Source organism: Aminobacterium sp. (assembly GCF_034926885.1).
Taxonomy (GTDB): domain Bacteria; phylum Synergistota; class Synergistia; order Synergistales; family Aminobacteriaceae; genus Aminobacterium.
The window spans coordinates 90,745-109,191 of sequence record NZ_JAYFQR010000020.1 but is presented as its reverse complement, the minus strand read 5'-3'; the positions used below and the strand labels follow the sequence as shown (position 1 = coordinate 109,191).

General features: G+C 41.6%; 17 protein-coding genes. 1 reads left to right on the top strand and 16 read right to left on the bottom strand.

Annotated features, from left to right (window positions below; genetic code table 11):
• Positions 1-35 precede the first annotated feature (35 nt).
• The 14 genes from dnaE to VB083_RS09470 form a co-directional block, all read right to left on the bottom strand.
• On the bottom strand, positions 36-3,467 hold the full coding sequence (dnaE, locus tag VB083_RS09535; protein WP_213690671.1) for a DNA polymerase III subunit alpha: 3,432 nt from the start codon (positions 3,465-3,467) through the stop codon (positions 36-38).
• Positions 3,464-5,242 carry a DNA polymerase III subunit gamma/tau gene (gene dnaX / locus VB083_RS09530; RefSeq protein ID WP_323401999.1) on the bottom strand — a complete coding sequence of 593 codons (1,779 nt, stop codon included), beginning with the start codon at positions 5,240-5,242 and terminating at the stop codon, positions 3,464-3,466. Before dnaX ends, dnaE begins: the two co-directional genes overlap by 4 nt.
• An 89-nt stretch (positions 5,243-5,331) precedes the next feature.
• Positions 5,332-6,408: a M48 family metalloprotease gene (locus VB083_RS09525; RefSeq protein ID WP_213690669.1), complete on the bottom strand. Its 1,077-nt coding sequence runs from the start codon at positions 6,406-6,408 to the stop codon at positions 5,332-5,334.
• An 11-nt stretch (positions 6,409-6,419) separates the two neighbouring features.
• Positions 6,420-6,884 (bottom strand): flagellar export chaperone FlgN, encoded by a 465-nt coding sequence (flgN, locus tag VB083_RS09520; RefSeq protein WP_213690668.1) that lies wholly within the window; start codon positions 6,882-6,884, stop codon positions 6,420-6,422.
• Positions 6,871-7,341, bottom strand: coding sequence for a flagellar export chaperone FliS (gene fliS / locus VB083_RS09515; protein WP_307879467.1), 471 nt, complete (start codon positions 7,339-7,341; stop codon positions 6,871-6,873). Before fliS ends, flgN begins: the two co-directional genes overlap by 14 nt.
• A gap of 57 nt (positions 7,342-7,398) precedes the next feature.
• On the bottom strand, positions 7,399-7,851 hold the full coding sequence (locus VB083_RS09510) for an HPP family protein (protein ID WP_213695653.1): 453 nt from the start codon (positions 7,849-7,851) through the stop codon (positions 7,399-7,401).
• A gap of 15 nt (positions 7,852-7,866) precedes the next feature.
• Complete coding sequence (locus VB083_RS09505; RefSeq protein WP_213692183.1) at positions 7,867-8,799, bottom strand: 1-phosphofructokinase family hexose kinase; 933 nt, start codon at positions 8,797-8,799, stop codon at positions 7,867-7,869.
• 69 nt (positions 8,800-8,868) lie between these two features.
• A complete protein-coding gene (gene trxB / locus VB083_RS09500) occupies positions 8,869-10,056 on the bottom strand; it encodes a thioredoxin-disulfide reductase (RefSeq protein WP_213692182.1) in 1,188 nt (395 codons plus the stop codon).
• Positions 10,057-10,138: 82 nt separating this feature from the next.
• Complete coding sequence (gene prmC, locus VB083_RS09495) at positions 10,139-10,957, bottom strand: peptide chain release factor N(5)-glutamine methyltransferase (protein ID WP_213692181.1); 819 nt, start codon at positions 10,955-10,957, stop codon at positions 10,139-10,141.
• A gap of 42 nt (positions 10,958-10,999) precedes the next feature.
• On the bottom strand, positions 11,000-12,076 hold the full coding sequence (gene prfA / locus VB083_RS09490) for a peptide chain release factor 1 (RefSeq protein ID WP_213692180.1): 1,077 nt from the start codon (positions 12,074-12,076) through the stop codon (positions 11,000-11,002).
• On the bottom strand, positions 12,060-12,971 hold the full coding sequence (locus VB083_RS09485) for a DUF1385 domain-containing protein (RefSeq protein WP_307879469.1): 912 nt from the start codon (positions 12,969-12,971) through the stop codon (positions 12,060-12,062). The genes prfA and VB083_RS09485 overlap by 17 nt, the downstream gene beginning before the upstream one ends.
• A gap of 2 nt (positions 12,972-12,973) precedes the next feature.
• On the bottom strand, positions 12,974-13,669 hold the full coding sequence (gene thyX, locus VB083_RS09480) for an FAD-dependent thymidylate synthase (RefSeq protein ID WP_213692179.1): 696 nt from the start codon (positions 13,667-13,669) through the stop codon (positions 12,974-12,976).
• A gap of 63 nt (positions 13,670-13,732) precedes the next feature.
• Positions 13,733-13,972 (bottom strand): 50S ribosomal protein L31, encoded by a 240-nt coding sequence (rpmE, locus tag VB083_RS09475; RefSeq protein WP_213692178.1) that lies wholly within the window; start codon positions 13,970-13,972, stop codon positions 13,733-13,735.
• Between the two features lie 82 nt (positions 13,973-14,054).
• A complete protein-coding gene (locus VB083_RS09470; protein WP_307879470.1) occupies positions 14,055-14,564 on the bottom strand; it encodes a HutP family protein in 510 nt (169 codons plus the stop codon).
• 301 nt (positions 14,565-14,865) lie between these two features.
• On the opposite strand from VB083_RS09470, the gene VB083_RS09465 reads away from it, so the two are divergent.
• On the top strand, positions 14,866-15,831 hold the full coding sequence (locus VB083_RS09465; RefSeq protein WP_213692176.1) for a TAXI family TRAP transporter solute-binding subunit: 966 nt from the start codon (positions 14,866-14,868) through the stop codon (positions 15,829-15,831).
• A 63-nt stretch (positions 15,832-15,894) separates the two neighbouring features.
• On the opposite strand, the gene VB083_RS09460 is transcribed toward VB083_RS09465, so the two are convergent.
• On the bottom strand, positions 15,895-17,067 hold the full coding sequence (locus tag VB083_RS09460; protein ID WP_213692175.1) for an alanine--tRNA ligase-related protein: 1,173 nt from the start codon (positions 17,065-17,067) through the stop codon (positions 15,895-15,897).
• Positions 17,068-17,073: 6 nt separating this feature from the next.
• Positions 17,074-18,441, bottom strand: coding sequence for a sodium:solute symporter family protein (locus VB083_RS09455; protein ID WP_213692174.1), 1,368 nt, complete (start codon positions 18,439-18,441; stop codon positions 17,074-17,076).
• Positions 18,442-18,447: the final 6 nt, after the last annotated feature.

The window sequence follows — 18,447 nt, the reverse complement described above, 5'->3', positions numbered from 1 at the left end:
CGTCTATCAAATATGGATTACGTTTATTCATTACATCAACAGCAGATTTCGTAAGATTCCTCTGGAATCACAGAGGATAGTCCTTTCATCTTTATAGTAGGACCATCTACTTTTATGCCTGCCAGAAGAATAGTAACACTGCCTATCCCGTTTCGAATCTCTAATAACACCTGAGATCGGCCAGGAAAATCTTTGAGAGAACGAATAAAGTTTTTCACACATTCTTGCGGTAATAAAGTTCCGTCAAGTACAATTTTCACATACGGAAAATTTCTCTCTTGAAGAGACTGAAAAGAGACAATCTCCCTGGCAATAATATTTCCAGAGCCTCTATCATCTAAAGTGCCCCTGACTACACAAATTTGCCCAGGTTCTACTTGTTCCTTTACAGATGACCATGTTTTCGGGAAACAAATAACCTCCACTTTTGACTCTGCATCTTCAACCTCAAGAATCCCCATTGGGTCTCCTCGTTTCGTGTATTTCTCCTTTGCAGAAAGCACCATACCTCCAATTTGCGGAGGCATATTTTTACTCTTCCAATATTTGAGGTCTGAAATACGACACGTACAATAACGACCAACTTCATCTTCATGTTGAGCAAAGGGATGACCGCTGATATACAAACCTACAACATCTTTTTCGAAATCAAGACGTTCATAAATATTATAATCATCGATATCAGGAAGTTCTGGTTCAAGATCCCCCTCTTCCCCATCTCCATCAAGAAGCGACAAAAGAGAACATTGGTTTTTTTCCTCGCTTTTCTTCTGAGCCAGGGCTATAAAATCAGGAAGCGCTGTTACTAGTTGACATCTATTTGTCGTTAAGCCATCAAAAGCCCCTGCTTTTATAAGATTTTCGATAACTGATTTATTTACAACCCTTAAATCTACACGGCACAAGAAATTCCAAAGGGAGATGAAGGGCCCCCCGCATTCTCTAGCTTTTATAATGGCTTCCACAGCACCATGCCCAGCCTTGGACACTGCACCTAAACCAAAACGTACAACATCTTTTACAGCTGTGAAAGACTCCATGGAAGAATTAACATCTGGAGGAAGCACTTCAATACCAGAATTTCTGACTTCTCGCACATATCGTGCCATTACATCTTTTTTTGAACCTATCTGACTTGTTAAATATGCGGCCATAAATTCCGACTGGAAATTAGCCTTAAGATAAGCCGTCTGATAACTAATCAGAGCATATGCAGCACTATGTGATTTATTAAAACCATACCCTGCAAATTCCTGAATAATATCAAAAATCTCTTCAGCTTTCTGAGCTGGAACATTATGCTGTGCACAGCCCTCAGCAAACTTCTTTCGCTGTTGTTGCATAACTTCCACTTTTTTCTTACCCATAGCTCGTCTCAGCAAATCGGCTTCTCCAAGAGAATATCCAGCAAGACGCGCAGCGCATTGCATAACCTGCTCCTGATAGAGAATAACTCCATAGGTTTCTTTTAGCACTTCAGACAATTCTGGATGGAGATATACGACAGGTTCACGCCCATGCTTACGTTCAATATACTGATCTACCATTCCACTTCCTAACGGCCCGGGACGATAAAGAGCCAGAATGGCGATTAAGTCTTCAAAACAATCTGGTCTAATTTTTCTAAGTAATTGCCTCATTCCAGTAGATTCAAGCTGGAATACACCAAGAGTATCCCCTTTCTGCAACATTGTATATGTTGCCTCATCATCCAAAGGAATACTATTAAGGTCAGGAGCTTTTTCCCCATTGATTTCAATATTAGAAAGAGCTTCCTCAAGTACTGAAAGTGTTTTAAGCCCCAGGAAGTCCATCTTGACAAGACCAAGTTTTTCAACAGGTTCCATAGGATACTGTGTAACAATCTGATTTTCTCCGATTCTGCGAACAGGCACCAGATCTGTTATGGGCATTGGTGTGATAACAACTCCAGCCGCATGTTGAGAACAATGGCGAGCAATTCCTTCTATCTTCGAAGCACTATCCAAAAGCCGTTTGACCGCTAGGTCTTTAGTCTCTAGACTACTAAGGTCTTCACTCTGTTCCAATGCTTCTGGAATCGACTTAACACCCTCTGGAATAAGTTTGGCAACGACGTCGACATCACCATAAGGCATCCCCAACGCACGACCTACATCTCTTATGGCCGCCTTACTTTTCATTCGGTCAAAAGTTATGATCTGAGAAACTCTATCTACACCATATTTTTGAGCTATATATTGTAATAATTCCTCTCGTCCTTTGTCGGAAACGTCCGTATCAATATCGGGCATACTTATACGTTCAGGATTAAGAAAACGTTCAAAAAGAAGATTGTATTTTAAAGGATCCAATTCCGTAATACGGAGACTATAGGCAACAAGAGAGCCTGCAGCAGAGCCTCGACCTGGCCCAATGGGAATATGAAGCCCCTTTGCCGCCTGAATAATGCTGGAAACGATGAGGAAATAACCGGCAAACCCCATTTTTTTGATGACCGAAAGCTCGTAAGAAAGACGTTTAGCATAATCATCTGGAATATTTTCGCTTCCCAGACGTCGTTTAAGACCTGCCCATGCTTGCTTTTCAAGGTTTGTTTCAAGAGTCTCTCCTTCAGGGAGATCAAAACGTGGTAATTTATAATCTCGCGTTCCCAAATCAAATTTAATCGAACAACGCTCTGCTATAGCTACCGTGTTGTCAAGAGCATCCGGTAATTCTGTTCCGAGTAAATGATCCATTTCTTCAGGAGAACGAAGGTAAAAATCATTACATGAAAAAGACATTCTATCTGGATCGTTCATAGTTGTTCCTGTCTGTACACACAACAGGATTTCATGCCAATTGTAGTCTTCTTCGTTCAGGTAATGCGCATCATTTGTAGCTATGAGATTAAAATCATTTGCTCTTGCCATCTTAACAATTGCCTTGTTAACAATAGCTTGTTCCGGAATTGAGTTGTACATTATTTCAAGAAAAAAGTTATCCTTACCCATAATATCTCTATACATTTGGGCGCGAGCTAATGCTTCTTCCTCTTTCCCTTGCAAGATTAAAGAAGGAATCTCTCCTGCAAGGCACGCAGATGACGCAATAATTCCCTCGCTATATCGAGCGAGAAGATCGTGGTCAATTCTCGGCTTGTAATAAAATCCTTCTGTATTCGCAATAGAAACAAGCTTTATTAAGTTGTGGTAGCCCTGCTGGTTTTCAGCAAGAAGAAGTAAATGAAAATTTTTGCCCTTCTTTTCCCTTGAAGTGTGCCCATCGGGATCAACATACACTTCGCAACCTATAATCGGTTTAATTCCTGCAGTTAAACATTTATCATAGAATTCTATAGCACCATACATTGCCCCATGGTCAGTGAGAGCCACCGCTGGCATTCCCCACGACGCAACTTTTTCAGCAAGCTCTCCACAACGTATAGCGCCATCAAGCAAACTATATTCACTGTGAACGTGTAAATGAACAAAAGGACGAGTCATTCTTCTGTGATTCCCCCATCTATTTCTTCTACATTTTCTTTCTTATGGAGAAGCACTTCTCCGCCTCCCCAGCGAAGTACCGCATCAACAAGACCTGAAAAAACTGCTTGTTCCTGTTCCTGTTCTTGCTCTTGATCTTCTTCCTGTTCATTTTCTGTTTTAGATGCAGATTTTCCCGGCTTCGCTGAGGGGATGTCATCAAAAGGCAAAACCTTCGTTGGTTCGTCTTGAATTTCAAAAACAGCCTCTTCAGATTCAGAAATTTTTTTCGATGATGAAAAATCATATTCTAAAGTTTTATCATTACATATGTACTGAAGAGTTAGCTTTTCATTGAAAACTTCCTCTATTTTCTGTTGCAAAATGAAAGCATTTCTTTCTACCGAAAGAAGCTCTAAGGAATACTTACAGTATTCTGGAAATTCCAATGTGAGCAGTCCATTTTCAAAAGAAACAGAGGCGTAAAGTAGGGCACTATACATATGGATGTCACCATGAATAAATGATGTTAAAAGTTCTTCCCATTTTTCTTTCAAGGTGACGCTCTGCACATAAGATTCTTTTGGCTTACTTGGCTCTTGAGGCTCTTGAGGCTCCTGAAACACTTCGATCACTTTGGGCTCTGCAACTACTTCTAGCTTTTTTTTCGAAGTCTTTTTTTCTACATTATCACTATGTTGAGTCAAAATTTCATCTTCGATTAACTTATTCAAAAAAAGGCCAGAAAGAACGTCTGTTTTCATCCCCATACGCACGTGAGGAAGTATTTTCGCACAAAAATCCATGAGCGATAATAGATGATGGGATTTCCAAAAAGGAGACTCCTGAAGCAAAAAATTCTTCTCGGAAGAAGAACCTTCCAATAGAGAAACTGAATCTTTTCCCCAAGATTTCGTTATCCAAAGATCTCGAAAAATAACGAAAAGATCTTCTACAACTTTTTGAGGAGAAGCTCCTCGTCTAAACATGTTTTGTAATTCAGTAAAGATAGACATATCTGCTGAGCGAACAGATGCAACCCATCGTTCAAGCTCTGGACGACTTCCCCCTCCTAAAAGACGATTAACATCCTCTATTTCCAATCGTTTTCCAGCCAGAGCCATAACCTGCTCCAAGAGAGACTGGGCATCACGCATTGCTCCATCTGCCTGTCTGGCAATTTCCCATAGGGCATCTTCCTCTGCCTCTCTATTTTCTTTCTGAATGATATCTTTTAAACATGTAACAATACTCAGAGCGTCTATTTTCCTAAAAGGTATATGTTGACAACGAGATCGGATTGTTACTGGTACCTTGTGAGGTTCCGTTGTTGCCAAAATAAATATAACGTGGGAAGGAGGCTCCTCCAATGTTTTAAGTAGAGCGTTAAAGGCTGAAATAGAAAGCATATGTACCTCGTCTATGATGTACACTTTGTATAAAGAAGCAAAAGGTGATAGCGATACGTGAGACTTAAGTTCGCGAACCTCGTCTACACTATTATTTGAAGCACCATCTATTTCAATAACATCCAAACTTTCGCCTCTATTTATAGCCGTGCAATTAACACACTTATTACATGGTTCAACACCATCTTTATCACCAACGCAATTTAAAGCTTTGGCTAAAAGACGGGCTAACGTTGTTTTTCCACAGCCGCGCGGTCCTGAAAACAAATAGGCATGACTTACCCTATTATCTTCAAGAGCCTTCGTAATAACCTGTACGGCAGCCTCCTGAGCTATAACCTGACTAAATTGAGCAGGTCGATATCGACGATAAAGAGACACTGTCATCAACAAAATCCCCCTTTGAGGGCATTAAAAAGTTTCTTATGATATTCTAACATCTTTAATTGTTGGGAAACGAGGGAACGCTCATTAAATTAATTGAGATAATCTGCTATAGGGTGAGTCGTTTTTGCCTGAAGCAAGCTATCTACTAAAGTTTGTCTCAAAGACGCCAAAGAATCAACAGCAGCAGGCAAAGGCTCCTTTACAATAAGAGTTGATCCGACTCGCAAAGCACGCACTTGATCTATTTCTACAACTTCAATTTCATAAGGTGGTAATTCCATCTGATAGGCTCTATCTAATTTATCTTTAACAGAAGAGAATAAAGCTGCTACATCGCTACTGTTTGGTCCTTCCCAAACCGGAGCATCATCAACATACATAACAAGGGATGCGTCTTTTGGCTCTATACGAATCACCAACAAACGTAAAGCTTTTTTTCGTTCAAGAGGCCATCCTTTTTCCTTAATAATCCGTGTTAGATAATCAACACGCTCTTCCACATAGGGGTGATCCATAAAAATACCTGGGTCAACGTAAGGATGACGAAGCTGTTCTGCTGCAAGACCTTCCATAACCGTTAACATAGCCGCAGGTGGATAACCAGCCTCTTCAAGAGCAAAAAGCCCCTCAACATCAGCTTCTCTTTCCAAGTCTTTACTATAGGAATTTGTAATAGCTATCTGTGCCATATTTGTTAAAATCATTGGGGCAGCCTGTCCCCCACTAGCAATAATAAGTGCCAGGGAAATAACTGATATCCGTTGGGAACGGGCTATTTGTTTTACAACATGTCCTCGGTCAGCGTGGATCATTTCATGAGAAATAATAGCAGCAAGTTCTGCATCGCTATGGAGGAAATTAAGAATGCCAGTCGTCATATAGATAATGCCCCCCGGCAAACTGAAAGCATTTACAGCTTCCTCTCGTATAATACGTATCTCAAAGGGAAGAGAACGAGTCATTTGTGGTTTTAATTTTTCACAGATCATGGAAAGATGAGCTATCTGCACAGGATCTGAAATTCGCTCCCAATGCTGCTCTACTTCTTCAGAAACCTTTTTCCCAATACGTATTTCTCGCTGCACAGTGTCTTCTGCTTGCGCTACTAAACAAAAGCAGAAAAAAAACAGCGAGATCAAAATTCCGATATTACATTTTTTTTTCATACAAACCGTCCTTATAAAACTCCCCCAGACTTCATATATCCTTTAAAAGCGGTCTTCCCCTTATTAAGTTGAGCCATTTGTTCTCGTAATTCAGAAATATGTTGTTCAAGCAGCGCCTGCACATGCTCTTCTTTGGTCAAAAGAGCTGTAACCTGTTCTTTTATCTCATTTACTATTTTAGAAAGGGAATAAAACCCTTGAGACTCGACATGTTGTTCCACAGCCGACCAAAATAAAGGGCCATCGCGCCCTTCAACAAGACCAAATTTCATCGCTATTTGGCCCCACTCTTCCTGGAGAAGCTCTTGACGTGAAATAACGCCTTGTTTTTGCTGCAATACTTCTAGCAATTTTTCCATATCTTTATTGTTAACACACTCGAGTTCATCGTCTACATAATGTTCAAGTTCAGTATAAAGAGCTATTTCAGAAGACAAGAGATCCCTGATCTTAGACTCAAGGTTATCCTGCAACATTAAAACCCCCACCTGTCACCCCAGAACTCATTTCGTTTTCAGTCACCCCAACGGCTTTACTCCGCTCTTCGGCTAATTTCTCAATGGCTTCTTCCCAAGTAGTGCGCAACTCTTCAAGCATACCCCGTGCCTGTGCAACAAGGTCTGGACTCTTTTGAACATTAGCTTCAACAAGCTGGCGGTAAATATAGTCATAAAGAGCCATTAGGCTAGATGCAACATCCCCTCCTGCCTCCATATTCAGAGTAATCATAAGCTCTCGAACCACATTTTGGGCTTTGAGAATATTTTCATTTGCTTGCTCTAAATCTTTATTCAAGAGAGATCGTTCAGCTAATCTGCATTTTTTAATACCTATATCATAGGTTATGAGAAGAAGCTGTTCTTTTGATGCCGTCTGTATTTGCGTAGTTATATACTTATTTACCTGATCATTTTGACTATTCCCTAAAACCATTGATCCAAATCCCCCCTATCATATAGTTCTCGGCTACCAAGGGGAATATATTTATATTTAATTTTCTTTTTCTTCACACATTATATGTTCGATCAAATGTGCCCTACTTACAATTCCGATAAATACACCGTCTTTACCTACAACAGGAGCCATTTTCAACCCTTTTTGAATTAAAGAGAGCGCAACATGAAGGTCAGAATCATCTTCAGAAAAATATATAACTTCACGCGTCATATACTTCCCTACTGGTTCTTGTCCTTTTTTCCTGAGCTTTTCTGACAATTGATCGAAATCTGGAATAAATGCCGCCCCTACCAAATAATCGCAGTAGCCAGGCAATGAAGCTTGAATAATATCCTTTTCACTGATAAATCCAACAAGAGCGCCTAACTCATCAACAACAGGTAATCCCGTCAAATTATGCTGAGAAAGAATCTCTATGGCCTCTTTCAATGTGGTATTTTCTGTTATTGAGGTCAAATCCTTATCCATAAGATCTCCAATTCGCATAATTAGATGCCTCCTTTAATCAAAACGCTCTAGCTGTACGCGAGGCATAAGAGCTTCAATGGCATCTCGGCTTGAAAAACCTTTTTCTACGTGCATTGCGTCTTCCCATGCACATGCCATTGCAAAACGAATTCGATCTTCTACATCCATTCCTTCTTCCGCACCGACAATGAGCCCTGTTATAAGAGCATCGGCCGTTGCAAATAAAGAAACGACTGAACGTCGATCAGCAAGAGCAAGATAGATTCCCTTAGGAGTGAAAAACACATCACCGTATACATGATAGGAAGTGATAGCCCATTCAACCCCTTGATCGTGCAACTTTGAAACGACCTTAATAATATTATCGAGAGAAGTTAACGATATACCGGAAACACGCGACATAAAACGATGGTCAATTTTAGCGATTGTAGGCCCAGCTTCCAACGCAGATTGAAGAGGTAGCCCCGCAGCGTCAACAATTGTAGGGATATTATGCTCTTTTGCCATTCGGATCAATTCCCCATAAATATCCTGAGGCACTCCAGGAGGTAGAGATCCACCTAAGACGAGTAATCGTGTACGTTGCAACATTCTTTGATAGTTACGAAGAAAGCGGTCGTAAGCCTCTTCAGAAACATACGGGCCAGGTTCTGAAAGCCCTGTCTCAACATGACCTGTTTCGTCTATTATATAGACATTAGTGCGTGTCTCACCTTTGACATGAACGAAATTTGTAGTAATTCTCTCTCTGCGCAGAACGTCACGAATATAAGCTCCATTAAAACCAGCGAGAAATCCCATAGCGGCCGACTCATATCCCAATTGAGACAGCATCATAGAGACGTTAATGCCCTTCCCGCCGGGGGTTCGGATGGCATTTCTGGAACGGAACCAGCCACCCGGCCGAAATTCCGGAACGACAAACTCCTCATCGACAGCGGGATTTAATGTAACCGTGACAATCATCAAGCTCCCCCCTATGAGATAAAAGGAAAGGTGGGATACCCCACCTTCCCTCAATTAAGTTTTATTTTACTATTTAAGAAACTCAGAAAGCTCTGATGCAGAAGATATAGTCTTCTTAGAAACAATTTCACCTTTTTTAAGCTCTACAACGACAGGCATCTCACCCAATTTAAGCTTTTCAACCATGCGAGCGTTACGATAACCATCAATAATGGCAACCTTCTGCCCCGTCTCTTTGCTCATTTCTTCAACAGCGTTAGAAAGCTGAACCTGAGATTCAACGATGCTGGAATAGAAGAAAGCCACAACTCGCTCTGGATCTAAGAGTGTAGAACGAAGATGTACCTGCTCGTTAATATAGGCAGATGCAGACATTGCTGCAACAGCACCATCACCAGCAGCAGTTACAACCTGACGAAGATGTTTGTCGCGTACGTCTCCTGCGGCAAAAATGCCTTCCACGGATGTTTCCATATCCTCATTAGTGACGATCCATCCGCCTTTTTTAGCATCTACAAGGCCACGGATACATTCATCATGTGGAGCCTGTCCAACAAAAATGAACACACCTGCTACAGGAAGGTTGGAAATTTCGCCCGTTTTTACATTTTTCAATACAAGGTTCTCAACCATCCCGTCGCCTTCGATTTTTTCTACTACGCTATTCCAAATAGGAACGATTTTAGGGTTGGAAAGAGTTCTTTCCGTAGCAGCTCTATCAGCTCTGAAAGCATCTCTACGGTGAATGATAGATACTTTAGAAGCAAAGTTGGTAAGATAGCATGCTTCTTCTACGGCTGTGTTTCCACCACCGACAACTGCTATCTCCTGATCTTCAAAAAAGGCTCCGTCACAAACAGCACAATAGCTCACGCCACCACCAATGTGCTCGGCTTCACCTTCACAACCAAGTCTTCTAAAGTAAGCTCCTGTCGCAAGAATAATCGCCTCTGCTTCGATTTCGCCTTTGTCTGTGACGACTATTTTGCTACCATCACGAACCTCGATTTTCTGAACATCTGCATCACGAAATTCAGTATTGAATTTCTCTGCATGCTCTCTAAACATTACTCCTAATTCCTGACCGGAAGCATGTGCTACACCAGGCCAGTTTTCAATTTCGGCAGTAATATTAATCTGACCACCGGCTACTCCTTTTTCAATAAGAAGTACGTCAAGTCCAGCCCTACGACCATAAATAGCCGAGGTTAGACCAGCGGGCCCAGCTCCGATGATCACGAGCTCTCTCTTTTCCATTCCAACATCTCCTCCTCGTTCGTTGTAACTCTATCCAAAAACGGAATAATATATATTTGATCTTAATAGATCACTTGCGTCATTATACACGACACCAAACGCCTATGCGATAAAATCCTTGCAAATCTTTAACCAGCCGTACAAAACGCAACGCTATCGTTTCGTATGCAGCCAAATAACGTGCTTGGTCGTCATCTCCCATTTCCATAACTAAATGTCCACCAGAAGAAAGCCATAGAGGACTTTTTTCCATGAGCTTCTTATAAAAAAACAATCCATCATGCCCTCCATCAAGAGCTATTTGAGGTTCATATAAAGCAACTTCGTCCATAAGCCCCTTAATTGCAGATGTAGGAATATACGGAGGATTGCTAATTACAAGTCCTAAGCTCTTTTCTGGCACAGGAACATCCTCTATATCACGGGAATGCCACAAAAGACAACGTTGCAATAAACCATATTTTTTTAAATTCTTCCACGCCCATTTTAAGGCTTTAGGAGAGGCATCTACAGCAATACCATTCGCCAAAGGCCTTTCTAATAGAAGAGTGGATGCAATACAACCACTGCCAGTTCCCCAATCCAGAAAGGTACCTCCACTAAAATATCGAAGAGCTTCTTCCACTAGAAGCTCTGTCTCTGGACGAGGGACAAGACAACCTTGACCAACGGAAAAATCCCTTCCCCAAAAGCTCTCGTACCCTATTATATACTGCAAAGGTTCTCTTTTTATACGTCTTTCCACCATTTTTTCCAGACAGAATATTTCTTCTTCAGAGAGAGATGTCCTCCAAAGATTAAGCCAAAGCTGAGAACGAGCTATGCCTTTCAGAGAACATAACAACCATTCGGCTTCGTTTTCTGCTCCTTCTATGCCTGCATCTCTTAAGCGCGTTGCCACATTCTGTCTAGTCTGGTAAAGCAATTCTTGATTATGTATTGTCTATACCCTCTCTAATTTTTGTAATCTTTCAGTCTGGTCTGCCATTGTTATGGCATCGATCATCTCGTATAAATCACCATCAAGATATTGATCAAGTTTGTAAAGGGTTACCCCTATCCGATGATCTGTAATTCTGTTTTGCGGGTAATTATATGTCCTAATGCGTTCTGAGCGGTCACCAGAGCCAATTTGCCCTCGGCGTTCTTCCGCCAGTTCTTCTGCTTTCTTTCCACTCTCAAGATCATAGAGCTTCGCTCGAAGATACATCATGGCTTTAGCTCTATTCTTTATCTGCGATCTCTCATCTTGGCATGTTACAACAATACCTGTGGGAAGGTGTGTAATTCGAACAGCAGAATCTGTCATATTAACATGCTGCCCCCCGGCTCCGCTTGAACGATATGTATCTATTTTCAAGTCTTCAGAGCGAATCTCCACATCAACAGCTTCTACCTCTGGCAAAACTGCCACTGTCGCTGTTGAAGTATGGATACGACCACCAGCTTCTGTTACGGGAACTCGCTGAACACGATGGACTCCACTTTCAAATTTCAATTTACTGAAAGCACCATTCCCATCGATTTTAAAGACAATTTCTTTCAAACCGCCAATCCCCGTTTCGTTTGATTGAATGACTTCTATTTTCCATCCCTCTCGTTCACAAAAACGACTGTACATACGATACAGGTCAGCACCAAAGAGAGCAGCTTCTTCTCCTCCCGCTCCGCCACGTATCTCCATAATGACACTTTTTTCATCATTCGGATCAACAGGCAATAACAGAACATGAAGTTCTTTACGAATCTCCTCCAAGAGAGGCTCTTTCTCTTTAACCTCTTCTCGTGCAAGTTCCTGCATCTCTTCATCCCCAGAATGGAAAAGGGATTTTGCTTCATCAATATCGTTCTTTATTTTTTTATATTCTCTATATTTTGCTACTGTAGCCTCTATTCGTGAGTGCCTTTTTGCAAGTTTCTGCATTTCCTTAGGATTACTGGCAATAGCCAAGTCAGACATTTTCTTTTCTAAATCGACAAACGACTGTTCTATTTCGTCAAGTTTACTCTCTAGATTCATTCAATTCTTCACCTCCGGAATAATCAGACAAAGGCCTACCTAACGCTTCTTCAAGAGCAGCTATTGCAACTTCTATCTGCTCTACACTAGGTTCTCTTGTCGTTAGATATTGAAAAGATAAAGCAGGCCAAAGTATAATTGTTCCCAACTTTTTTATAGACGATGCTGCCCGTATGACTTCATACGATAACCCTATAACCAATGGGAGCAGCAATACTCTCATCATTATTTTCCACAATAAACCACCGTGCCCTGCAACAGAAAAAACTATAATGCTCACTATGACAACAATCAAGAGGAAAGATGTACCACAACGAGGATGGATTCGAGAGTAGGTTAAAACCTGCTCTGGGGTCATGTCTGCTCCAGCTTCAAAAGCATTAATAGTCTTATGCTCTGCTCCATGATACCGAAAAACTTGCCTTATGTCTTTCCACAAGCCAATTCCTGCAACGTAGACAACAAAGAAAGCTCCTCGCAGCAATCCCTCTAATATATTCTTAGAAAAAGCAGAAAGATTCCAAAAATCCCCTCCCTGTTGTGCAAGCCAAACAGGGAGAGCCACAAAAACGCCTACGACAGCAATAAGAGCGACGGCTACAGACCCAGCAAACTCTAATGGCGTAATTGCTTCTTCCTCGCCCAAGGCCAATTGGGCAGAACGATTCAAAGCCCGTATTCCAATTTTCAACATTTCAAACATGGTGATAAGACCGCGGATTATCGGACATTTCCACCAAAAGGAGGCAGATCGTAAGACAGCATCCCAATGTTCCTTGTATATTTCGCCATCCTGTTGGCGTACGGCAAGCCCCCATCTTTGAGGACCACGCATTAAAACACCCTCTATAACGGCTTGTCCTCCCACAGGCATACGTTTATTTTCAGAACTCAAAATTACTCCTCCTTGAGAAGTTCCTCCATGGAGTGAAAGGGATGTCCGCAAGGACGGGCTTCGTTACATTTACCATTCACAACACAGGAAGGACCTGCAAGATTAAAAATAACAGGGGCTACTTTTTGAACTTCCCGGAGCATTCCACGAGCAACATCCTGTATTTCCCATTGGGCCCGTCGACAAAGCCTTAAAGCAAAGAAATGATGAAGTTCTCTCGCGTTCATAGTCATTACAAGACTCGTTGTCCATCCATGAGGCAAAATATATCGAGCGTCTTCCTTGGGAATTCCCCGTTTAACGAGATCAAGGTAGGTACAGTGGGAGGCCCTTACCTGATCAAGAAACATTTGTTCAGCCTCTTTGTCAGCAGCTATCGTTGGCGGCACAACTACATCTGGTTGTGTCATGGATACATAACGTTGGCTTCTCTGACTATAACTCGCAATTCGATGACGCACGAGCTGATGACTAGTAACCCTGCTCATTCCATCAAGAGAAAATGTGAAAGACGCATGTTCAAAAGGAGAGTTATGTCCACTTTTTCGCAGGTGTAAAAGTAACGATTCTACAGAAGAGGAATCTTGCTCTTTCATTATCGATCCCGCTGGAATATCACTATAACAAAGACGGGCTGCAGCAGCCACAATTCTGTCAGGATCTGGAGTATACCCCAACAACGTTACATGACATTTCACGAACGCATCAGCTCCTATCCATAACTAAAGAACATGTAAAAAAGGGGAGCCTCGCTCCCCTTCTTACTCTTCGCCTTCTGTGTCGCGCTGTCCGTAATTGATTCCTTCGTACTTTTTACGGAATTTCTCAAGGCGACCAGCTTCACTTGCCACCCTACTTCCCTTCTTACCTGTGTAAAAAGGGTGGCACTCAGAACAAACACCCACGCGGATTTCAGAAGAAGTAGAACGGGTAGTAAACGTATTGCCACACGCACACGTTACAACACATTCTTTATAATCGGGATGTATCCCTTTTTTCATCTATGTTGCACCTCCAAAAGACATTTCTTTACTGAACAAATATGCACTTTACCATATGAAATAAAGACATGCAAGCAAATATTTAGATATGCATAACGCCAAGACCGCACCTCTCGTGATGCGCCACTGCATGATAAGCAGTATCCCCCATAACTGCAACGGCAATCCAACGTTCATTGCGAACTATTGCTATTTTAGCACCTACACTTGCTTCAAGCATCCCTACAGTCAAAAAACCTTCAAGAGCCTCTACTGCAGCATGCATTAGAGCATGCATTTCATTTCTTGTTTTATCAACTACACCAGCATTCAAAGACGCACCGACAAGAGCACGGGTTACCTTTTGAGGAAGATCTCCGGCAAGCCCCCCGACTTCTGTTGCTACAGATCTCCAACCATATTGTGCTAACTCGCGTTTAAGTGCATTTTCTGCATCTGATGTAGTTGTAGACGCCAAAAGCAAGGCTGCACGACCCACTTGATTCTCGTCATTCAAATGAACCTGAATGGTGAGCTCAAGATCAATACCTCCGCGTAAAGTTTCAATGTCATCATCCACTTTTTCTTCTTCCTCCGCGACCCCCTCCGCCATAAGAAGTTCCTCCTGGTTGTTAAATATTTTTTTCCACAGCATCTTAGGACATCTCCCCTCTCAGATACTCATTTTACTATAGCATATTTAATGAAAAACCAGACTTCTGTTTAAGTCGTCTTAATAATTCTCGAAAAAATCTTGAAAAACCTTACTATTCTTGATACTCTTCCAAAAGAGCTTTATACTAATATGAAATATAATCTGGAAAGGGGGTGCCCCGTAAGAATTTTTCCTTATTTCTAAAGAGAATATCGTTTCAAAAAGGAGCCAAAAAACTTTTTGAGGGGGAATGGGAAATATGATGAAGAAAACAATGGTTTTCGCAACTGTGTTGTGTCTTTTGTTCGCTGTCTTTGCCGGAGCCGCCTCTGCAAAGACATTCGTTTCTATCGCTACTGGTGGTACTGGTGGTACCTACTATCCTCTAGGCGGCGGTATTGCTGACATTTTGACTCGGCATCTTGAAGATGTACAGGTAACATCAGAAACGGGAAATGCCTCTGTCGCAAATATCAACCTTCTCGGAACCCACCAGATTGAAATGGTTTTCGCGCAAAACGATATCACTTATTGGGCCGCAAAAGGAATGGGCCCTTTCAAAAAAGGCGCCTATGACAACATTCGAGTAATGGCTTCTCTTTACCCAGAACACGTCCATTGTATTACCCTTAAAGGGCACGGAGTAAACGACATTATGGATATTAAAGGTAAGAGAGTTTCTGTTGGTGCACCAGGTTCCGGAGTACAGGGCGATGTTTCCGCAATACTTAACGCAGCTAATATTAAGTACAGCGATATGAAAACAGACTTCCTCGACTTCAACAATACGACTCAGCGTTTTAAAGACGGCCAGCTTGATGTCGGTTTTGTCGTAGCGGGATATCCAACTTCTTCCATTATGGATCTCGCAACAATGCATGATGTCGACCTCGTTGAGTTCAATGACGATTTCCTTAATAAACTTGTTACAGAGTACCCATATTTTGTAAAGAGTGTTATTCCCGCAGGGACATATCAGGGAGTAGACCGTGACGTTAAGACCCCTGCCGTAATGGCCCTTCTTGTCTGCGATGCAGATCTTCCAGAAGATCTCGTTTATCGCATGACAAAAGCTCTTTGGGATAACATTGAAGAACTTCGCCCAATCCATGCTAAAGCTCAACTTATTACTCTTGAAACAGCTCTTGATGGTGTCTCTGTACCTCTTCATAACGGTGCAGCACGATTTTATAAAGAAAAGGGAATGACTATCCCTAAGTTCTAAGAAAAGAATAGACAATAAAAAACTGGAGCTTTATGAAAAGCTCCAGTTTTTTTATTTTATATTTCAAGCTTCGAAATAAAGCTGAAGCTCCTTTACCCATAAATCCAGATTATCTTTTTGGGTTCTGCCACTTACCCAATCTTTCCTTCCTCCACCCCTAATCCCAAGAATCTTATTATTTCTCACAAAAGCTGCAACATCAAGAGAAACACTCTCCCCAGCACCAAGGAAAAATTGAGAACCTCCATCTGCAGATGTAATAAAAAGACAAAGGGATGTGTCCATTTCTTTAATTTTACGACTTACCGATGCAGAAGCCACTTCCACTGGAATGTTAGCACCGTGATAAAAGAATAAGGGAAATTCTTTTACAGCTGCCTCTTCCCATGGGAAAGCAACGAACTCACGTAAAGAGTCTATACCTTTTAACAGAGTTTTGTTTTCTTGTTGTAGCCGTTTAAAAACAGATTCTAACTTTTCTATGGGGCATCCTATCTCTCGTAACAGTTTTCTAATTGCATAACTCTCTTCTTTTAATTTCTGATTTCTATGTACAGTAAATCGAAATTCCCATTCAGGATATCTTCCCTTAAATCCCTCAACATGAACTCCACCTATTTCCGAAGTTCGGTATACGTGGGTTCCTGAACAGGCAATGATATCAAAATCTGGAATACTGACGATTCTAACAGCGTCATTTTCTCCTATTCGATCCCAATTCGCCTTTAACCCCTTAATTTCACGCGCTTCTTCATAGGACTTTACGCAAACAGACACGGGAAGGTCAGCCTCTATAACCTTATTCCCTTCTTCTTCTGCATGAAAAAGAATCTCCCATGTTAATTCGTTCGGATAATGTAGATATACAGTTGTCGAATCTGTTTCTACGGCCACTTTATAAATATGAAGACCAGGATGAGAGTTCTCCAATATTTTTGAAAGGACGTGCTCTCCCGAATGCATTCTAGATAAAAGCCACTGTCGCTCTAAGTTGACTTCTGCCTCGACAACTAACTCTTCAACGAGTTCCCCCTTATTAACTTTTATATAGAGGAAATTTTTGCCATTCTCTGTTTGGCAATCTGTAACATCCGCATAAAAATCAGCTGACTTGAGGATCCCCGTATCTCCAGGTTGCCCTCCTCCTGCCGGGTGAAACGGATTAGGATCTGTTACAATAACGGCTTTTTTCCCTGAAATTTTAACTATTTCCTTAATAACTATTTTATTTTCCACAAAAACTCACCTCCTATACAAAAGTCCGAAAAGAGTGAATCCTGCTGAAAAGATAAGACCAACAAAAAGAGGCTGAACAGATGGAATAATGGCAGGTGCAAGAAGAACAGCGGCAAGACCAGCAACAGCTGCTCCTAGAGCCCAAAAAGGAGAAAGCCTGGATGGAAATAGTAGAGCAACAATAAGGGGGAAAAATGTTCCCGCGCCTCTTAAACTCATACTCAAATAGCTCCACTGCAAAATCATATCTCCACTGAAAAGAACCCCTATATACGCAGCACTCACAACTATAACAAGAACAGCTACTCTGCTTGCCAGGAGCGTTCTTCTCTCGTCCATTTTAGTAGAAAAAAACGGTAAAAATTTAAACAAATCTTGCACAATATTGGTAGCAATTCCAAAGGATAATCCAGCTGCTGCGCCTATAACTGTAATAAGAATTCCTGCCCAAAAAAATCCCCCAACCAAAGGGGGAAAATATAATCGGATGAACATCGGAAGAGCTTGCGAAGGAGATATAGCTATTCCCGTAGTTCGCATAAATAATCCCACATAAACTCCCATTAATCCGAGAGGTGGAATAAGAATTCCCGCCAATAAAGCACCTTTCCGAGCCGTAGCTGGACTAGATGCTGCAAAAATACCTTGTATATATATTTGAGTGCAAAAAACTCCTACAATCATAGAAAAAAAGGCCCCAAACCCTTTTGCTACACCTGTTCCGAATAGATCAAAAAAAGGCGTCACAGAAAGAGTATGGTATAAAGCCAGTGGAGTCATGCCCTTTCCAAGTCCAAGTAGCACAGAAGCTCCTAATGCCAGAAAAAGCATCGCTATTTTGGCTTTCCCGATAACACTATAACTTTTTAAACCTCCGAGATATAAAAAACCAAGGACAAGACATGCGATACCCATCGAAGCCTGAATGGAGGAAAGGGGGAAAATTGTCTGAAGTAATGCAACGCCAGAAAGAAATTGTGCAACTACCGATATATATGTTCCCAGAGAAGAAGCGATCATGGAAACCATACTCACACCGCTGCCATAATTTCTCTTTAAAAACTCTGGAATTGTCACCACTCCCGAATTTCGTAAAGTAGCTGCAAAACCAATACCTAAGATTAGGCAACCAATGCCTCCTCCAAGGGTAAACCACCAAGCCGATAACCCATATTGATATGCCATCTGAGCTGTACCTACGGTTGATGCCCCTCCAACAAGGGCACCCATAATAACTCCCGTGACACCTGTTATACCGGCTTTACGTCCAGCAACAGCATAATCACTGGTGCCTTTTATTTTACGAGCAACAAATGTGCCAAGAGCTAAAAAAAGAACAAGTACGGAAAGTGCGGAGAAGGCAAAAAGTTTCATATTAAT

What these genes read in the sequence shown, in the direction of transcription:
- prfA (WP_213692180.1), bottom strand. Translation starts at nt 12,076, where the DNA reads ATGAATCTAGAGAGTAAACTTGACGAAATAGAACAGTCGTTTGTCGAT.
- rpmE (WP_213692178.1), bottom strand. Translation starts at nt 13,972, where the DNA reads ATGAAAAAAGGGATACATCCCGATTATAAAGAATGTGTTGTAACGTGT.
- fliS (WP_307879467.1), bottom strand. Translation starts at nt 7,341, where the DNA reads ATGGTTTTAGGGAATAGTCAAAATGATCAGGTAAATAAGTATATAACT.
- dnaX (WP_323401999.1), bottom strand. Translation starts at nt 5,242, where the DNA reads ATGACAGTGTCTCTTTATCGTCGATATCGACCTGCTCAATTTAGTCAG.
- VB083_RS09525 (WP_213690669.1), bottom strand. Translation starts at nt 6,408, where the DNA reads ATGAAAAAAAAATGTAATATCGGAATTTTGATCTCGCTGTTTTTTTTC.
- dnaE (WP_213690671.1), bottom strand. Translation starts at nt 3,467, where the DNA reads ATGACTCGTCCTTTTGTTCATTTACACGTTCACAGTGAATATAGTTTG.
- VB083_RS09465 (WP_213692176.1), top strand. Translation starts at nt 14,866, where the DNA reads ATGATGAAGAAAACAATGGTTTTCGCAACTGTGTTGTGTCTTTTGTTC.
- trxB (WP_213692182.1), bottom strand. Translation starts at nt 10,056, where the DNA reads ATGGAAAAGAGAGAGCTCGTGATCATCGGAGCTGGGCCCGCTGGTCTA.
- VB083_RS09455 (WP_213692174.1), bottom strand. Translation starts at nt 18,441, where the DNA reads ATGAAACTTTTTGCCTTCTCCGCACTTTCCGTACTTGTTCTTTTTTTA.
- flgN (WP_213690668.1), bottom strand. Translation starts at nt 6,884, where the DNA reads ATGTTGCAGGATAACCTTGAGTCTAAGATCAGGGATCTCTTGTCTTCT.
- VB083_RS09510 (WP_213695653.1), bottom strand. Translation starts at nt 7,851, where the DNA reads ATGCGAATTGGAGATCTTATGGATAAGGATTTGACCTCAATAACAGAA.
- VB083_RS09505 (WP_213692183.1), bottom strand. Translation starts at nt 8,799, where the DNA reads ATGATTGTCACGGTTACATTAAATCCCGCTGTCGATGAGGAGTTTGTC.
- VB083_RS09470 (WP_307879470.1), bottom strand. Translation starts at nt 14,564, where the DNA reads ATGGCGGAGGGGGTCGCGGAGGAAGAAGAAAAAGTGGATGATGACATT.